This window comes from Flavobacterium tructae (genome assembly GCF_001853485.1).
Taxonomy (GTDB): domain Bacteria; phylum Bacteroidota; class Bacteroidia; order Flavobacteriales; family Flavobacteriaceae; genus Flavobacterium; species Flavobacterium tructae.
In genome coordinates this window covers 905,546-921,594 of sequence record NZ_MIKE01000011.1, presented here as the reverse complement: position 1 = coordinate 921,594, position 16,049 = coordinate 905,546, and the positions used below count along the sequence as shown (strand labels likewise).

The window sequence follows — 16,049 nt, the reverse complement described above, 5'->3', positions numbered from 1 at the left end:
AAATCGAAACTATTACTTTTTGATTTCTTTTGGTAAAGTTGGTTTTTGCTGAGGCGGAATACGTTTCTTCAAAAACAAAATCTGCCCTAGATGACTCGACTGATGTTCCATGACATGAAACCAGCAATATTGATTACTCATATCATACTTTGTTTGAACTTCGGCAAACCAGGCATCGTCTCTTTTTTTAAGCTCCGAAATTGTTTTGGCTCTTACTTCATTGTAGATGTCTAAATAATATTGAATATCATGTCCTTTAAATTCATCTCGTCCACCCTGATCCAGGTTTAAAGCGGCATTCCATTGTTTCTTTTCCTCTTCATTAAAATCTCTGTTTTCGAAGGTAAAAACCTGATAGTATTTTTCGGCTGCAGCCAAATGCATCACCAGTGCTCCAATTCTGTTGGCTTCTGCATCATGCAAATAATCAATTTCGTACTGATTCATGTTCTTCACTGTTCTTTCTACACGAGCTTTAAGATCTTCAAGCATTGAGATCATATCTCCAATTTTTGGTGATGCTCCTTCCACATTTCCAATCTTTGCTTCTGCTCGCGGTTTAATCCCGCTTCCTTCCAGTAGCAAACTGTTTTTTCCGTCAGCACTGGATTTGTCCTGCGTAATTTTGTACTCTTTCACTTTTACACTTGCCTCTTTTGAAATGCCTAAACCCCATTTCGGAATTTCACCATTTTTCAGAGGGGTTTCGAAACTTGAATTTAAAACCGCCAACGGTTCAAAAACACCTTTATCATTCTCGATCAGCAATTCAAATTTATCAAAATAGAATTTACCGTTATACAAACACAAACCTCCAAAACTAAGTGATTTACTATTTTTATCGATAGTTCCTTCTACGGTATAAGATTTCCATTCGTTTGATTTAATTGGTCTGTCTCTCATGTTATCAAAAAAACCTTCCTCTTCATTCTTCGTATCAACTCTTGCCCAAACTCCTGCCCAGGCCTGAGGTTCGGTACTTTCTACTTTTACCGATGCGATTACTTTAAACTTCTTTTTAACAGGAGACTGAATTTCTATCGTTTGATTGAAAGAGGTCCAATCACTCGAAACCGTCTTTTGCGTCTGGGCACTTGCCAAAACAAAACATAAAAGCAACAATGGGGTCACCAATTTTTTCATTCTTTATAGTTTTAAAAATTTAGGTAAATATAACACACTTTTTTAAGGAAATAACTGATCATATTTAGTAAATCATCTAAAAATGAAAACAAAAAAAGCCACATCAGTTAAGATGCAGCTTCCTTATAAAAAATAACCAGAACCGAAGTTCTTAGTTTGTTTTCATTGGTGGTAAATCGAATGCTTTAGACTCGTGTTCGAAATTATTACGGTGTCCGCCATCGCAAAAAGGCTTGTTTGCCGATAATCCGCAACGGCAAAGACCCAATGCCGATCTTCCTTGTAGTCCGTAAACAGCTCCTTCAGAATCCATGATTTCGAAGTCACCTTCTATTTTAATCGATCCGTTTTTATTGATGATAAGTTTTGTCTTGCTCATAAAATTGCTTTTTTGTTCTTTTTTTGAGCACAAAGGTTGCGAAATAAATCGTGAAGATTTCAGCAGGTATGCTAGTTTAAACTGGTTCTATTTTATGGGGTGTTACACAGAGCTACTCGAAAGTTTTCGCAGAGATTCGCTAAGTTCAATTGTATTGTCTGGCTTCGACTTCGCTCAGCCGGACAATAAAACACCTCATCACTCGGGTCTCCCTTCGATCGAAATGAGAAAAAACTCGGTGAATCTCTATGCTTTTTCTCTGTGAAACTCCGCGCAATAACAAAATCTCAATTCTATTGCTTATTTTTGCACTCAATAAAATTGAGTTATGATACAGAATCCAAAGAGATATACTATCACGGCAGCCTTACCTTACACCAACGGACCTATACATATTGGGCATTTGGCGGGGGTTTACGTGCCTGCAGATATTTATTCGAGATATTTACGTTTACAAGGAAAAGACGTTGCATTTATTTGTGGAAGCGATGAACATGGTGTTGCAATTTCGATGAAAGCCAAAAAAGAAGGAGTTACACCACAAGAAGTTATCGATAAATACGACGGAATTATTAGAAAATCATTTGCTGATTTTGGAATTTCGTTTGACAATTATTCCAGAACTTCCGCCAAAATTCACCATGACACAGCTTCTGAATTCTTTAGAACCTTGTACGACAAAGGCGATTTTATTGAAGAAGTAACCGAACAATTGTACGATGCCAAAGCCAATCAGTTTCTGGCCGATCGTTTTGTGGTAGGAACCTGCCCTAAATGTGACAATCCGGAAGCCTATGGAGATCAGTGTGAAAAATGCGGATCGACATTGAATGCTACCGATTTGATTAACCCAAAATCGACAATTACCGGAGAAACGCCAATTTTAAAAGAAACAAAACACTGGTTTTTACCTTTGGATCGATATACTGAGTTTTTAACCGAATGGATTTTGGTTGGACATAAAAACGACTGGAAACCGAATGTTTACGGACAAGTAAAATCATGGGTTGACGGCGGGCTTGAGCCTCGTGCCGTAACGCGTGACCTTGACTGGGGAATTGATGTTCCGGTTGAAGGTGCCGAAGGAAAAAAATTATACGTTTGGTTTGATGCTCCTATTGGTTATATTTCGTCTACTAAAGAATGGGCAGCCCGCGAAGGAAAAGACTGGCAACCTTACTGGAAAGACGAAGACACCAAACTGGTTCATTTTATTGGGAAAGACAATATTGTTTTTCACTGTATCATTTTCCCGGCAATGCTTAAAGCCGAAGGAAGCTATATTTTACCGGACAACGTTCCTGCAAATGAGTTTCTGAATCTGGAAGGAAACAAACTTTCGACTTCTAAAAACTGGGCGGTTTGGCTGCACGAATATTTAGAAGAATTTCCGGAGAAACAAGACGTTTTACGTTATGCCTTAACTTCGAATGCACCGGAAACTAAAGACAACGATTTTACATGGAAAGATTTCCAGGCAAGAAACAACAACGAATTAGTTGCTATTTTCGGAAACTTCATCAACCGTGTGGTGGTTTTAACCAATAAATATTACGACGGGTTTATTCCGAAACCAAACGAATTATCTGAAGTTGACGAAAATACTTTGGCTGAACTAAAAGCATATCCGGCTGTAATTTCAAGTTCGGTAGAGCGATACAGATTCCGTGAAGCTTTGGGTGAGTTGATGAATGTGGCTCGTTTAGGAAATAAATATTTAGCAGACGAAGAGCCTTGGAAAGTAATGAAAGACAATCCGGAGCGTGTAAAAACTCAAATGTATGTCGCTTTGCAAATTGCTGCTGCGTTGAGCGTTTTGGCTGAGCCGTTTTTACCTTTTACTGCCGCTAAATTATCCCGAATCCTGAAAAATGAAGGCAAATTGCAATGGAATGACGTTACTGAAAATTCAGAATTAATTCCTGACGGACATCAAATTGGTGAAGCCGAATTACTTTTCGCAAAAATAGAAGACGAAGAAATACAAAAACAAATAGACAAATTGGAAGCGACAAAAACCGCAAATCTTGCCGAAAGCAAACAACCTGAACCACAAAAAGATCTTATTCAGTTTGAAGATTTCGCCAAAATGGACATTCGTGTAGGAACTATTCTGGAAGCCGAAAAAATGCCTAAAGCCAACAAACTTTTGGTACTTAAAGTGGATACCGGAATTGATGTACGTACGATTGTTTCGGGAATTGCCGAAAGCTTTTCACCGGAAGAAATTATCGGAAAACGTGTTTCGGTTTTAGCCAACTTAGCACCAAGAGCCTTACGTGGTGTAGAAAGTCAGGGAATGATCCTAATGACTACAAATGCCGAAGGAAAACTGGTTTTCATCAATCCGGATGCTGATGCTCCTAATGGGGAAACGGTAAACTAATTATTTTAATTAGAAAATGTGGCAATTTGATAATGTGCTAATTTTCTAAATTTAGAAATTTATAAACCCGACAGGTTTTAAAAACCTGTCGGGTTTGCTATAAAAAACGGTAAACTAAAATTCTTCCAATATTTAATTGTACGAATTTTAACACGTTTTAATGTTTTCGATTACTTTTTATTTGTAAGTTTGTCTTGCAAAAATACTTCAGAAGTAATTCTGAACTTTATTAAAAGTTAACAATAAGCGAACCCTCGCCATGATGGCCCTATGGAAACTCGGGAAATCTATCCTTCTGGGGTATTTTTGCACATCTAAAGCGGGGGTTTCGTGCGTTTAATATTTTCGATATGCAAAGAGAAAATCAAAAACCAACACAACAAGATGTACTGCCAGCGGTGGCAAAATTTCTTTCCTTTCTTTGGATGGAAGGAGAATTTAGAGAACAACCGGAATATTTGTCCGAGATTTTCGAGGCAATTCTGGAAACAGAAATTGGTGACAACCAGCATCTGCGCACTAAAATGATAAGCTGTATGAAAACCATTAAAATGCTGACCCAGGCACTTGATCCTTTCTCGGATCAACAAATAGCACAGGCCTGCAGTGAAATTGCTACAGCTTAAACACTTTCTTAAACGCGTGAAATTGGTAATCGATTCACGCGTTTCTTTTTTAAAAACTTTACAAAAATCAATAATTTGATTCTTATTCAAGAAAAAAGTGAGATCTTAGCAAAAACCCACTTTCCGATTCAATATTTAGATTAAATGAAACTCACAAAACCAAGATTGGCCCTAATTGGTGGAATACTTTGTATTTCAATTTTTCCAATATTAGTCAAACTAAAACTGGCTCCGGGATTAATCTCGGCTTTTTACAGAATGTTTTTTGCGGTACTTTTGCTTTTACCTTATGTACTGGTTACTAAAAGCTTTAAACTTCCGAAAACCAAATTCATACTATTAGCAGTGCTTTGCGGAATTCTGTTCTCTTCGGACGTTGCTGTTTGGAATATTGCTATTCAGGATTCAAGTGCGACTCAGGCATCTTTATTAACTAATTTATCACCGCTTTGGGTTGGAATTGGTTCTTTTTTCTTTCTAAAAATCCGACCAGCCACTAATTTCTGGATCGGAACTGTCGTTTCCTTATTCGGAATGGTCACGTTGGTGGGATTTGAGTTTTTCATGGATTTGAATTTTGATCAGGCCTTTCTGTTTGCCGTTTTATCGGGTATTCTTTATTCGATTTATCTATTGGTAAGCAAAAATGCACTCTCAGAAATCGATGTTTTATCTTTTATGACCATCAGCTTACTGGCATCGAGTATTTATTTAGGAATTCTATGTTATGCCCTGGATCAGCCTTTTGCAGGTTTCTCGAATACGGGTTGGTTTGTACTGGCACTTCAGGCTGTGATTTGTCAATTGTGTGCCTGGCTTTCCATCAGTTATGCTACCCAGCACATGCGCGCCACAAGAGTTTCGTTAAGTTTATTGAGTCAGGCCGTAATTACTTCGATATTAGCTTGGTTGTTTTTGGAAGAACAAATAACTTTACAAATGGTTTTTGGCGGAATCATTCTGCTGCTCGGAATTAGGATTACGTTCTATGATAAGACGATTTCATTAAAAAAGCTTTTCTAAGTCATTGGCCCACGGATAACGCTGGTTTTACAGATTTTCGCAGATTATTTATTCATCTGAATCATTAAATTCGTGAATTCGTAATAAAAAGGTTTCACGCAGATTTAGCAGATTATTTTAGAAGCTTTGAGATCATTTTAAACTGTGACAATAAAATTCGTGAATTCGTGGCGAAAAAATATTCTCGCAGATTTGGCTGATCTGGCTGATTTTTTTTAGAATCTTTGAAATCATTCTAATCTGTGGCAATAAAATTCGTGAATTCGTGGCAAAAAAATATTCTCACAGATTTGGCTGATCTGGCTGATTTTTTTTTAGAATCTTTGAAATCATTCTAATCTGTGGCAATAAAATTCGTGAATTCGTGGCAAAAAAACCTGAAACAAGAAAAACTTCAAACCTGAAACAAAAACATTATGTTACATAAAAACAAAATACCCAATTTAAAAGTAATCGCATTTGATGCCGATGATACTTTATTCGTAAACGAACCTTACTTTCAGGAAACCGAACATAAATTTTGCGCTTTGATGGAAGATTATCTTTCGCATCAAGGAATTTCGCAAGAACTATTCAAAATCGAAATTGAGAACCTGTCCCTGTACGGTTACGGAATCAAAGGCTATATTTTATCGATGATTGAAGCGGCCATAAACATTTCGAACAAAACCATTCCGATTGAGGTTATCGAAAAAATCATCCAATACGGAAAAGAATTACTCGAAAAACCAATTGAATTGCTTGACGGAGTCGAAGAAACCCTAAAAACACTACACGGAAAGTACAAACTGGTTGTAGCCACAAAAGGCGATCTGAAAGACCAGCACAGCAAATTGCATCGCTCAGGACTTGGTCATTATTTTCACCATATCGAAGTAATGTCAGACAAACAGGAAATTGATTATACGAAATTATTAGGACGTTTAGACATTCAGGCAGAGGAATTCCTGATGATCGGAAACTCCCTAAAATCAGATGTACTGCCGGTTTTAGGCATTGGCGGTTATGCCGTACATATTCCGTTTCACACCACTTGGGAGCACGAAAAAATCAGTCACAAAATAGAACACGAACATTTTAGTTCGTTTGAAAAAATCACTGAAATCCTTCAGAACTTATTGTAATGAAAACACTTTTAGACTTAGAAAACTGGAATAGAAAAGAACATTTTGCACACTTCATTCAAATGGAAGAACCCTTTTTTGGTGCTACCGTCGAGATTGATTGTACGCAAGCCTACGAAACGGCCAAAAGTCTCGAATCGTCCTTTTTTATTTATTATTTGCACAAAACACTGGTTGCCGTAAATGCAATCGAAAATTTTAGATACCGAATTTCGGGAGATCAGATTTACATCAATGACCAAATCGACGCTTCTGCAACCATCGGACGTGAAGACGGTACTTTCGGATTTTCATTTATAGAATACCACCCTGATTTTAAAACCTTCGAAAAAACGGCTCTACAGGAAATAGAACGCATACAGAATACCACAGGACTTTTTACAAGGTCTTTTGAAAATGATAATTTAATTCACTTCTCGGCAATTCCGTGGTTGAATTTTACGTCACTTTCACATGCCCGTAGTTTTACCTTTCCGGACAGCTGTCCAAAGGTTTCTTTCGGAAAAATGATGGTTTCACCAACCGGAAAAAGAACCATCGCAATGTCTGTTCATGTGCATCATGCCTTAATGGACGGATTACACATGGGACAATTTGTGGACTATTTTCAAGAATTAATGAATCAGTAATTCGCACACAAGAGGTTTAAATTTGGAATAATTTTGTCGATAAAAGCATATGAAAAAACTACTCCTTTTCTTGTTAGTAACCTATCAGTCAACGCTGTTGAGTCAGACAGTGTTGGCTTCTTATCCTTTAGATTTAAAAAGGTACGATCAGAACAATACAATCGTTAATGTCGAAAATAAGGCAACGCACGATGTATTTGTTTTTGCCACAAATACTCAGAATCTTACCATTTTAAAATACAATAACGCTTTATTTTTAAAGGACGAATTTATAGTATCACGTGCCAATCTTGAAAACAAATCGATATTGGGTTATAGTTTTAGTGAAGACGGAAACCCTACACTTTATTGGGCTTCCGAAGATTCCTCGGAAATTTTGGTTGTTAAGTATTATTTAGAAACCAAAACATATAAGATTTTAAAATTTCAATATCCTTCTTCGAGTGAATACATCGTTGCTAAATTCCAAAGCAATAATCTACTCTACCTGTTATCTAAAGAACTCACAAGTCATACTTTAACAGCCTATGTTTTTAAAAACGGAATTGTAGAAGAGCGGATATTTGATTTCTCTGCTTTTACCTTTCAAAACAAAAGAGGTCAGTCTGTAAACTTTTCACAGCTCATCAAAGAGAATCCGATTATAAAAATTGATCCGAAAGATTATACCCCTTTAGACAAAGCTTCTAAAAAAAGTAAAATTTATCTCGAGGACAATCATCTTATCCTGACGCTGGATCATAATCCGAAAGAAACACAGCTTTTTGATCTCAATCTGGACAATCAGGATGTTATTGAAAAGAAAATTACGCAGTCTGAGATTAAGACGCCACGCAAAATAAGCAATTCATTCTATCATGAAAAGAAACTTTATCAAATCAATGCCAATGAAGATGAATTGGTTCTTGACATTAAAAATTATGATTCGGGCGAACTTGTAAAAAATATCAGAGTTACAAAGGAAGATACGATTCGATTTAAAACCTCTCCTTTCCTCGTTCAGCAAGGCGGTGAAAGAAAACCACGGGAATTGAGGAACACAAAACGTTTTCTACAACATCTAGGTGCATTAGAAATAGGTTTATCTCTTTATGACAATGGAATTAGTACTTCTATGACACTGGGCGGAACTCCACGTGTTGGCGGAGCTTATTACACCGTCATGAACGATACTTTTACCTGGGATTATTTGCCGGTTGTAAATGACGAAACCGTATTTTTTGAAACTGCTTTAAACCAAAAATCAGAATTTGTTGCCAAAGATCCGGCACCAATGGCGCTTGACAACTTGTATTACTTTTTAAACAATAATAGAAAAGCGATTCTGGATAACATTTTTAGATTTGACGATTATTATATTTTAGGATATTACGATACTGCTTTAAAACAATATCAGATGCGAAAATTTACCGATGGATTTCCGGAAAATGAAACACAAAACCCGATCATCGATAAGGCTGTTTTTTCGAAACCATTTTCATTTGAAAGGCCTTAATTTTATTGAGAATTAATCCAAATGTCTGATGTTTTCAGGTTTGAAAAAAAAGGGAATGGATTATTTTCTCTAACTTTACATAAAAGAGAAATATTATGTTATCAAAAAATATCGAAACAGCTTTAAACAAGCAAATCCGCATAGAGGCAGAATCTTCGCAAACCTACCTTTCTATGGCTTGTTGGGCTGAAGTACACGGACTGGAAGGAATTGCGCAATTTATGTACACACAGTCAGACGAAGAGCGCGCGCACATGCTAAAGTTAATAAAGTATGTAAACGAACGTGGAGGTCACGCTCATATTACTGATCTAAAAGCGCCTAAAACATCTTATTCGACTTTCAAAGAAATGTTTGAGGAACTTTACAACCACGAACTTTTTGTTTCAAAATCAATCAACGAATTGGTACACATTACTTTTGAAGAAAAAGATTATGCAACTCATAATTTCTTACAATGGTATGTTTCTGAACAAATCGAAGAAGAAGCGACAGCTAAGTCAATCTTAGATAAAATTAACTTAATTGGAGATGACAAAGGCGGACTATACTTGTTCGACCGTGATATTCAACAATTAACGGTTACAAGTTCGATCGCTATCAACCCAAAATAAAAAAAGTTAAAGTTTATTTAGAACATTTAAAAATAACTTTTTTCTTTTATATTTGTCTCTGTTTTTATAATACAGAGGAAAATTGAGCAAGAAAGAAAAAGACAAGGACAAAAAAAAGGATAAGAAGAAAAAGAAGAACAAAGCTGCTATCCTTGAGAACATTAAGAAGTTGGAAAACTGTAAATCTTCTTGTTGTGAGAAATATAAAAAAAGCGAAAAGAAACGTTGCTCACGTTGTCCTATGTTTGATTTATTCAAAAAAACTGCTTAACGAAATATACAAACCCACCAACCGGTGGGTTTTTTAATTTAAAACAACAGACTCTTTACAAACAAAAGTTCAATAGAACACGGATGAAAACGGATATTTTGAATTATACAAAATATGTAATCCGTAAACTGATAATACTCTACTTTATCCCTTTTGAAAATCCGTTCCCATCCGCGTCTTCGTGAAACGAATCCGCGTCATCTGTGTTACAATGCGGAAGAAGCTCTTTACTTTTGTAATTGACTCGCACAATACTTAAATCTTTGCGTAACTTTGCTTTTTCCACTGCGTTCCTTACGGTTAAAATCAATCCCAATTTTTTACGATTCATTCAGCTCATCTATGAAAAACGACATTACGATTCCCAAATCCTCACTTGATTTTTTATCTCTGCTTAAAGAAAACAATAACAAGCCCTGGTTTGAGATACATAAGCCAGAATATCTAATCGAATTAAATCATATTGAAACCTTTGCAGGTGCTTTGCTTCAGGAACTCTCTAAAACAGATGTTCTGGAAACAGCTTCGGGCAAAAAAAGCGTTTATAGAATTTATCGTGACATTCGCTTTTCTAAAGACAAAACTCCTTTTAAAACCTTTTGGGGAGGCAGTTATACCAGAGCAACAAAAGAAAGACGCGGCGGTTATTATTTTCATCTCGAAAAAGGAAATAGTTTTCTGGCCGGCGGTTTTTGGGGGCCAAACGCGGCAGATCTCAAACGCATCCGAGCCGAATTTGGTCACGATTCTCAAGCTATGCAGAAAATAGTACAGTCAGAATCTTTTATCAGCACTTTTGGGACTTTGCAGGGAGAGCAACTTAAAACGGCTCCCAAAGGCTACGACATAAACCATGAAGCTATAGATTTACTCCGTTACAAATCGTTTCTGCTTATCAAACGTTTTACTGATGAGGAGGTGCTGAGTCCTCTTTTTCTGGAACAGGCTCTCACGACTTTTAAAAACATGAGACCCTTTTTTGATTATATGAGTGAAATATTAACGACAGATATTAATGGTGCTTCCATTTTATAAAATACAAACCGGACAGGTTTTTGAAACCTGTCCGGTTTAGATTATCGACCGTCAATACTATTTACTTCAATAGTAAAATTTCATTTACGACTACCTCAGTAATGAACTTTTTCTCTCCGTTTTTATCGTCGTAGCTTCTGTGGGTCAGTTTGCCTTCAACAGCAATTTCTTTCCCTTTTACGACAAACTTTTCGATTATTTCGGCTGTTTTGCCCCAGGCTGTAATTCGGTGCCATTCGGTTTGTTCGACTTTTTCTCCTTTGTCATTGGTATACTTTTCATTGGTAGCGATACTCAAATGCGCTAATTTCCTACCGTTTTCTAATGTTTTAATTTCCGGATCGTTTCCTACGTTCCCAATTAACTGTACTCTGTTTTTCATTGCATTCATGGCGTATAATATTTAAATGTTAGTATAAAATGAATTCGTTCATCAAATTCAACAGGACAAAGATCCGACGAACGCAAGCAATTATCCGGTAGACAACTATTTACTTTCGGTTGTAACTATTTGTAACCGTTTGTAAATGGAATTTATTTTGTATATTTGAGAGAAACCTTACGATATGCAGACAAAAATCAATAAAGTCGAATTGCGAAATTTGGAATTCGATGACTATAAGCAGCTAAAAGATTCTATGGTAGAATCCTATCCCGAGATGGCAGATTCGTACTGGAAAGAGGACGATATTAAAAGACTACTTTCTATTTTTCCAGAAGGACAGCTTGTTATACTGGCAGATGGTAAAGTCGTAGGATCGGCTTTATCCTTAATTGTCGATGAAAAGCTAATCGACAAAAGACACAATTACAAACAAGCAACAGGAAACCATACTTTTTCTACCCATAATAAAAATGCAGAGATCCTCTACGGAATCGATGTTTTTATTCACCCTAATTATCGTGGTTTACGTTTAGGCCGACGTTTATACGATGCCCGAAAAGAACTTTGCGAACAGTTAAATCTGAAAGCCATTGTCTTTGCAGGCAGAATTCCAAACTATGCTCAGCATTCTAAAAAGCTTACTCCAAAAAATTATATCGACAAGGTAAAACATAAAGAATTACACGATCCGGTACTTTCGTTTCAGCTAAGTAATGATTTTCATGTATTGCGAATTATTAAAAATTACCTTGAAGGCGACGAAGAGTCGAAAGAATTTGCGGTACTTTTAGAATGGAACAATGTATATTATGACGAAAGTCCAAAATTAATTAACCTCGAGAAAAGTGTCATCCGTTTGGGACTGATTCAATGGCAAATGCGCCCGCTTAACAATATTGAAGAATTTTTTGAGCAGGCCGAATTTTTTATCGATGTCGTTTCAGGTTATGGAAGTGATTTTGCTTTGTTTCCCGAGCTTTTTATAGCTCCTTTGATGGCCGATTACAATCATTTATCGGAAGCCGAAGCCATTCGTGAACTGGCCCGATATTCAGATCCTATCCGAAAGCGTTTTCAGGAATTTGCTATTTCATACAATATCAATATCATTACTGGAAGCATGCCTTATCTGGACAATGGAAACCTTTACAATGTTGGTTTTCTTTGCAAAAGAGACGGAACTTCGGAAATCTATACTAAAATCCATGTAACTCCAAATGAAGTACAGCATTGGGGAATGAAAGGCGGCTCTCAGTTTAAAACTTTTGATACTGATTGTGGAAAAATCGGTATTCTGATTTGCTATGATGTTGAATTTCCGGAGCTTTCGAGAATTATGGCCAACGAGGGAATGAACATTTTGTTCGTGCCATTTTTAACCGATACTCAAAACGCCTACACCAGAGTGAAACACTGCTCACAGGCACGTGCCATCGAAAATGAATGTTATGTCGCTATTGCCGGCTGCGTGGGCAATCTCCCGAAAGTAAACAATATGGATATTCAATATGCTCAGGCCTCTGTTTTTACACCTTCAGATTTTGCTTTTCCGAGTAATGGAATAAAAGCCGAAGCAACACCAAATACAGAAATGACTCTTATAGTGGATGTTGATCTGAACCTGCTGAAACAACTACACGAACATGGAAGTGTACGCACGTTAAAAGATCGAAGAACCGATTTGTACGAAATTAAAAAGATAGATTCATGAAAACATGCCTCGAATGCTCTGAAAAAATTGTAGGCAGGGAAGACAAGAAATTCTGCTCAGACAGCTGTCGAAATGCTTACAATAATAAAATAAATAAAGACAGTACAAATTTCATGCGTAATGTAAACAATAAATTACGAAAAAATTACCGAATTTTGAGCGAACTAAACCCTAACGGGAAATCTAAAGCAACAAGGGATAAAATGACAAACAAAGGTTTTGATTTCGATTTCTTTACCAATATCTTGCAGACCAAAACAGGAAACACCTACTATTTTCTGTATGACCAGGGATATCGCTCTTTGGATAATGATTATTTTATGCTTGTTAAAAAAGAAATATAGTACCTATCTACCATGAAAAAAAACCAGACCTCAATTCTAGCCATAGTTTGCATTCTTGCCATTCTTGGCATTATATACGCCACAATGATGCCGCAGGTAATCTCTAAAGGAGATGAGGCTCTTGCTGAGTTTTCTACGGACAGAGCTTTAAATCAAGTCAAAATTATTGCGCAGAAACCGCACTATGTAGGTTCTCTCAATCATGAACTGGTAGCCAATTATCTTAAACTTGAACTGAACCAAATTGGTTTGGAAACCAGTGTTCAGGAAGGTTTTACGTTAAATGATAGAGGAATACTGGTAAAATCAAAAAACATTCTTGCCCGCATAAAGGGTACCAACAATACAAAGGCACTTTTACTTCTTTCCCATTACGACAGTGCACCACATTCTTTTTCAAAAGGGGCAAGTGATGACGCTTCAGGTGTTGCTACTATACTCGAAGGAATTCGTGCTTTTTTATATGCAAAACAACCGCATAAAAATGACATTATCATTCTTTTTTCAGATGCTGAAGAACTGGGGTTAAATGGTGCTGCTCTTTTTGTAAACAGCCATCCATGGGCAAAAGATGTAGGTTTGGTTCTTAACTTTGAGGCTAGAGGATCTTCAGGTCCAAGCTATATGTTAATGGAAACCAACCAAGGAAACAAAGCATTGGTGAAAGAATTTTCTAATGCAAAAACTACTTATCCGGTTTCCAATTCTCTTATGTACAGCATCTACAAAATGCTTCCAAATGATACCGACCTAACGGTTTTCAGAGAACAAGGAAACATTCAGGGATTCAACTTTGCTTTTATAGACGGTCACTACAATTATCACACACAACAAGATGATGTTCAGCACCTGAACAAAACGACTCTCGCACATCAGGGAACTTATTTAATGCCTTTATTAAAATATTTTTCCAATGTAGATTTAAATACTACAACTTCAACAGAAGATGATGTGTACTTTACTGCTCCGTTCTCCTTCATTAATTATCCTTTTTCATGGGTATGGCCAATGACAATTATTGCTTTGGGATTGTTGATTATTTTCATCTTTATAGGAAAAGCAAAACGTGTTATCACTTTCAGAGAAATATTCAAAGGATTTGTTCCTTTATTGGGATCTCTCATCATAGCTGGTCTGGTAACATTTTTAGGATGGAAAATTGTATTACAGATTTATCCGCAATACTCTGATTTATTGAATGGATTCACATACAACGGTCATGCTTATATCGGTGCGTTTGTAACACTAAGTATCGCCATTTCATTTGCCTTCTACCATCATTTTTCAGAAGCTAAAATCACCATGAATCATTTTGTAGCGCCATTGCTGCTCTGGATCATCATAAATGCATTTGTAGCTAATAGTCTGGCAGGTGCCGGTTTTCTGATCATACCGGTATACTTCGGCATATTCCTGTTCGGAATTTTTGTTCTTACTCAACATTATAGTCTCGGACTCAATCTACTCTTTAGTATTCCGGCATTTGTTATCATCGCTCCCTTTATTGTGATGTTTCCGGTTGGCTTAGGATTAAAAATTCTCTTTGTAAGTGCTATTTTAACCGTATTACTTTTTACATTGGTATTACCGATATTTGGCACGTTTGCAAAAAAAGGGATCTGGACGATCTTTTTCTTTGCTGTTTCAATTGGCTTTTTTGTCTATGCGGGATACCACTCCGATTACGAACCGGGAAAAGCAAAATCAAACAGTTTACTGTACGTTTACAATGCCAATACCAACTCTGCTCTTTGGGCAACTTATGATGTTAACCTTGACGATTGGACCAAAACTTATTTAGGGCAAAAAAACCAGAGCGCTGTTGGTCTAAATACATTACCAATAGCCAGTAAATACAATTCGGGCTTTACGTATAGTGCGATTGCTCCTGTAGTCGACATACCGAAACCAACCATTGCATTTTTAAAAGACAGTGTGGTTGGCAATAACAGGTATTTAAAAATAAAAATCACCCCAAACAGAAAGGTAAATCGTTATGACATTTATGCCAATCCAAAAATGACTTTTTTCAATTTCAAAGCTAATGGAGTTTTAGCTTCAGGGCAGAAAGGAAATCGTCTGGAACGCGATGGCATGAAAATCTTATGTTACTATGTAGTAGGCAACGAACCTCTTGTCATGGAATTTTATACCAACAAATTAACGGCTCTGGATATGGAGTTAATTGAAAGTTCTTTCGATTTGATGACCAATCCGCTACTTAAAGTAAAACCAAGAAGTAATTGGATGATGCCAACACCTTTTGTACTCAATGATGCAGTACTCATTCAGCAAAAAATAAAACGCTACACAACACCCGCAACTGCTCCTGCACCTGCAGCAATAGTGAAAGACAGTACTGCCCTAAAAAAAGACAGTTTAAAACCTATTGCAAAGCCAATTGTAAAACCACAATAAAAACTACTTATTATGGCAACAAATATCTCTACAGTTCTTTTAAATGCTTCATCCGAAAAAGTCTGGAATACACTCACTCAACCTGAGTTGGTCAAACAATGGCAATACGGCAGTGACTTAATCACGGACTGGAAAATCGGTAATGAAATCAGATTTAGGAACGAATGGGAAGGTCAGGTTTTTGAGCAATGGGGAACTGTTTTGGAGATTATCCCCAATCAAAAAATCAAATATTCCTTATTCTTCCCCAGACCGGAATTAGAGGACAAACCCGAAAATTACTTCGTAATGAGTTATGTCTTAACAGAAGAAAATCAGAAAACAAAACTCGAAATTGTTCAGGAGGACAATCGTCCCGGAGCAGTTCAGGAAAAACCTCAGGGTGAAGAAAACCCAATTTTACAAGCTTTAAAAGCTTTAATCGAATCGTAAAGACGATCATTTATCGATACAAAAAAATCGGTAA

The 16,049-nt window shown here is 36.7% G+C and carries 16 protein-coding genes; 13 read left to right on the top strand and 3 right to left on the bottom strand.

Translation table 11 applies throughout. The features are described from left to right. Window positions 1-12: 12 nt before the first annotated feature. On the bottom strand, window positions 13-1,143 hold the full coding sequence (locus BHE19_RS05960) for a DinB family protein (RefSeq protein WP_070906334.1): 1,131 nt from the start codon (window positions 1,141-1,143) through the stop codon (window positions 13-15). Between the two features lie 151 nt (window positions 1,144-1,294). Then, window positions 1,295-1,522 (bottom strand): CDGSH iron-sulfur domain-containing protein, encoded by a 228-nt coding sequence (locus tag BHE19_RS05955; RefSeq protein WP_070906333.1) that lies wholly within the window; start codon window positions 1,520-1,522, stop codon window positions 1,295-1,297. A 328-nt stretch (window positions 1,523-1,850) separates the two neighbouring features. Here BHE19_RS05955 and metG point away from each other — a divergent pair, with 328 nt between their 5' ends. The 9 genes from metG to BHE19_RS05905 all read left to right on the top strand — a co-directional run bounded on the left by metG (window position 1,851) and on the right by BHE19_RS05905 (window position 10,725). After that, a complete protein-coding gene (gene metG, locus BHE19_RS05950) occupies window positions 1,851-3,908 on the top strand; it encodes a methionine--tRNA ligase (protein WP_070906332.1) in 2,058 nt (685 codons plus the stop codon). A 350-nt stretch (window positions 3,909-4,258) separates the two neighbouring features. Further along, window positions 4,259-4,534 (top strand): hypothetical protein, encoded by a 276-nt coding sequence (locus tag BHE19_RS05945; RefSeq protein ID WP_070906331.1) that lies wholly within the window; start codon window positions 4,259-4,261, stop codon window positions 4,532-4,534. Window positions 4,535-4,678: 144 nt separating this feature from the next. After that, on the top strand, window positions 4,679-5,557 hold the full coding sequence (locus tag BHE19_RS05940; protein ID WP_070906330.1) for a DMT family transporter: 879 nt from the start codon (window positions 4,679-4,681) through the stop codon (window positions 5,555-5,557). A 416-nt stretch (window positions 5,558-5,973) separates the two neighbouring features. Then, on the top strand, window positions 5,974-6,681 hold the full coding sequence (locus tag BHE19_RS05935) for an HAD family hydrolase (protein ID WP_070906329.1): 708 nt from the start codon (window positions 5,974-5,976) through the stop codon (window positions 6,679-6,681). Then, a complete protein-coding gene (locus tag BHE19_RS05930; RefSeq protein ID WP_070906328.1) occupies window positions 6,681-7,310 on the top strand; it encodes a chloramphenicol acetyltransferase in 630 nt (209 codons plus the stop codon). Before BHE19_RS05935 ends, BHE19_RS05930 begins: the two co-directional genes overlap by 1 nt. Before the next feature lie 49 nt (window positions 7,311-7,359). Then, the gene (locus tag BHE19_RS05925; protein WP_070906327.1) at window positions 7,360-8,805 is read left to right on the top strand and encodes a hypothetical protein; all 1,446 of its coding nucleotides are present in this window, start codon (window positions 7,360-7,362) and stop codon (window positions 8,803-8,805) included. A 95-nt stretch (window positions 8,806-8,900) separates the two neighbouring features. Continuing rightward, window positions 8,901-9,419: a ferritin gene (locus tag BHE19_RS05920; RefSeq protein WP_017495882.1), complete on the top strand. Its 519-nt coding sequence runs from the start codon at window positions 8,901-8,903 to the stop codon at window positions 9,417-9,419. An 82-nt stretch (window positions 9,420-9,501) separates the two neighbouring features. After that, on the top strand, window positions 9,502-9,690 hold the full coding sequence (locus BHE19_RS05915) for a hypothetical protein (protein WP_017495881.1): 189 nt from the start codon (window positions 9,502-9,504) through the stop codon (window positions 9,688-9,690). A gap of 342 nt (window positions 9,691-10,032) precedes the next feature. Beyond that, a complete protein-coding gene (locus BHE19_RS05905) occupies window positions 10,033-10,725 on the top strand; it encodes a DUF2461 domain-containing protein (RefSeq protein WP_070906325.1) in 693 nt (230 codons plus the stop codon). Between the two features lie 61 nt (window positions 10,726-10,786). Here BHE19_RS05905 and BHE19_RS05900 read toward each other — a convergent pair whose 3' ends face one another. Beyond that, window positions 10,787-11,116: a single-stranded DNA-binding protein gene (locus BHE19_RS05900; RefSeq protein ID WP_017495879.1), complete on the bottom strand. Its 330-nt coding sequence runs from the start codon at window positions 11,114-11,116 to the stop codon at window positions 10,787-10,789. A 175-nt stretch (window positions 11,117-11,291) separates the two neighbouring features. On the opposite strand from BHE19_RS05900, the gene BHE19_RS05895 reads away from it, so the two are divergent. Genes BHE19_RS05895 through BHE19_RS05880 form a run of 4 tightly spaced genes read left to right on the top strand, consistent with a single transcriptional unit; the run spans window position 11,292 to window position 16,015 of the window. Next, window positions 11,292-12,821, top strand: coding sequence for a bifunctional GNAT family N-acetyltransferase/carbon-nitrogen hydrolase family protein (locus tag BHE19_RS05895; protein WP_070906324.1), 1,530 nt, complete (start codon window positions 11,292-11,294; stop codon window positions 12,819-12,821). After that, the gene (locus BHE19_RS05890) at window positions 12,818-13,165 is read left to right on the top strand and encodes a hypothetical protein (protein ID WP_017495877.1); all 348 of its coding nucleotides are present in this window, start codon (window positions 12,818-12,820) and stop codon (window positions 13,163-13,165) included. The genes BHE19_RS05895 and BHE19_RS05890 overlap by 4 nt, the downstream gene beginning before the upstream one ends. Window positions 13,166-13,177: 12 nt before the next feature. Then, entirely contained in the window at window positions 13,178-15,583 is a 2,406-nt protein-coding gene (locus tag BHE19_RS05885; protein ID WP_165607905.1) for a M28 family peptidase, read from the top strand. A gap of 12 nt (window positions 15,584-15,595) precedes the next feature. After that, on the top strand, window positions 15,596-16,015 hold the full coding sequence (locus BHE19_RS05880) for an SRPBCC family protein (RefSeq protein ID WP_070906322.1): 420 nt from the start codon (window positions 15,596-15,598) through the stop codon (window positions 16,013-16,015). The last annotated feature ends 34 nt before the right edge of the window (window positions 16,016-16,049 follow it).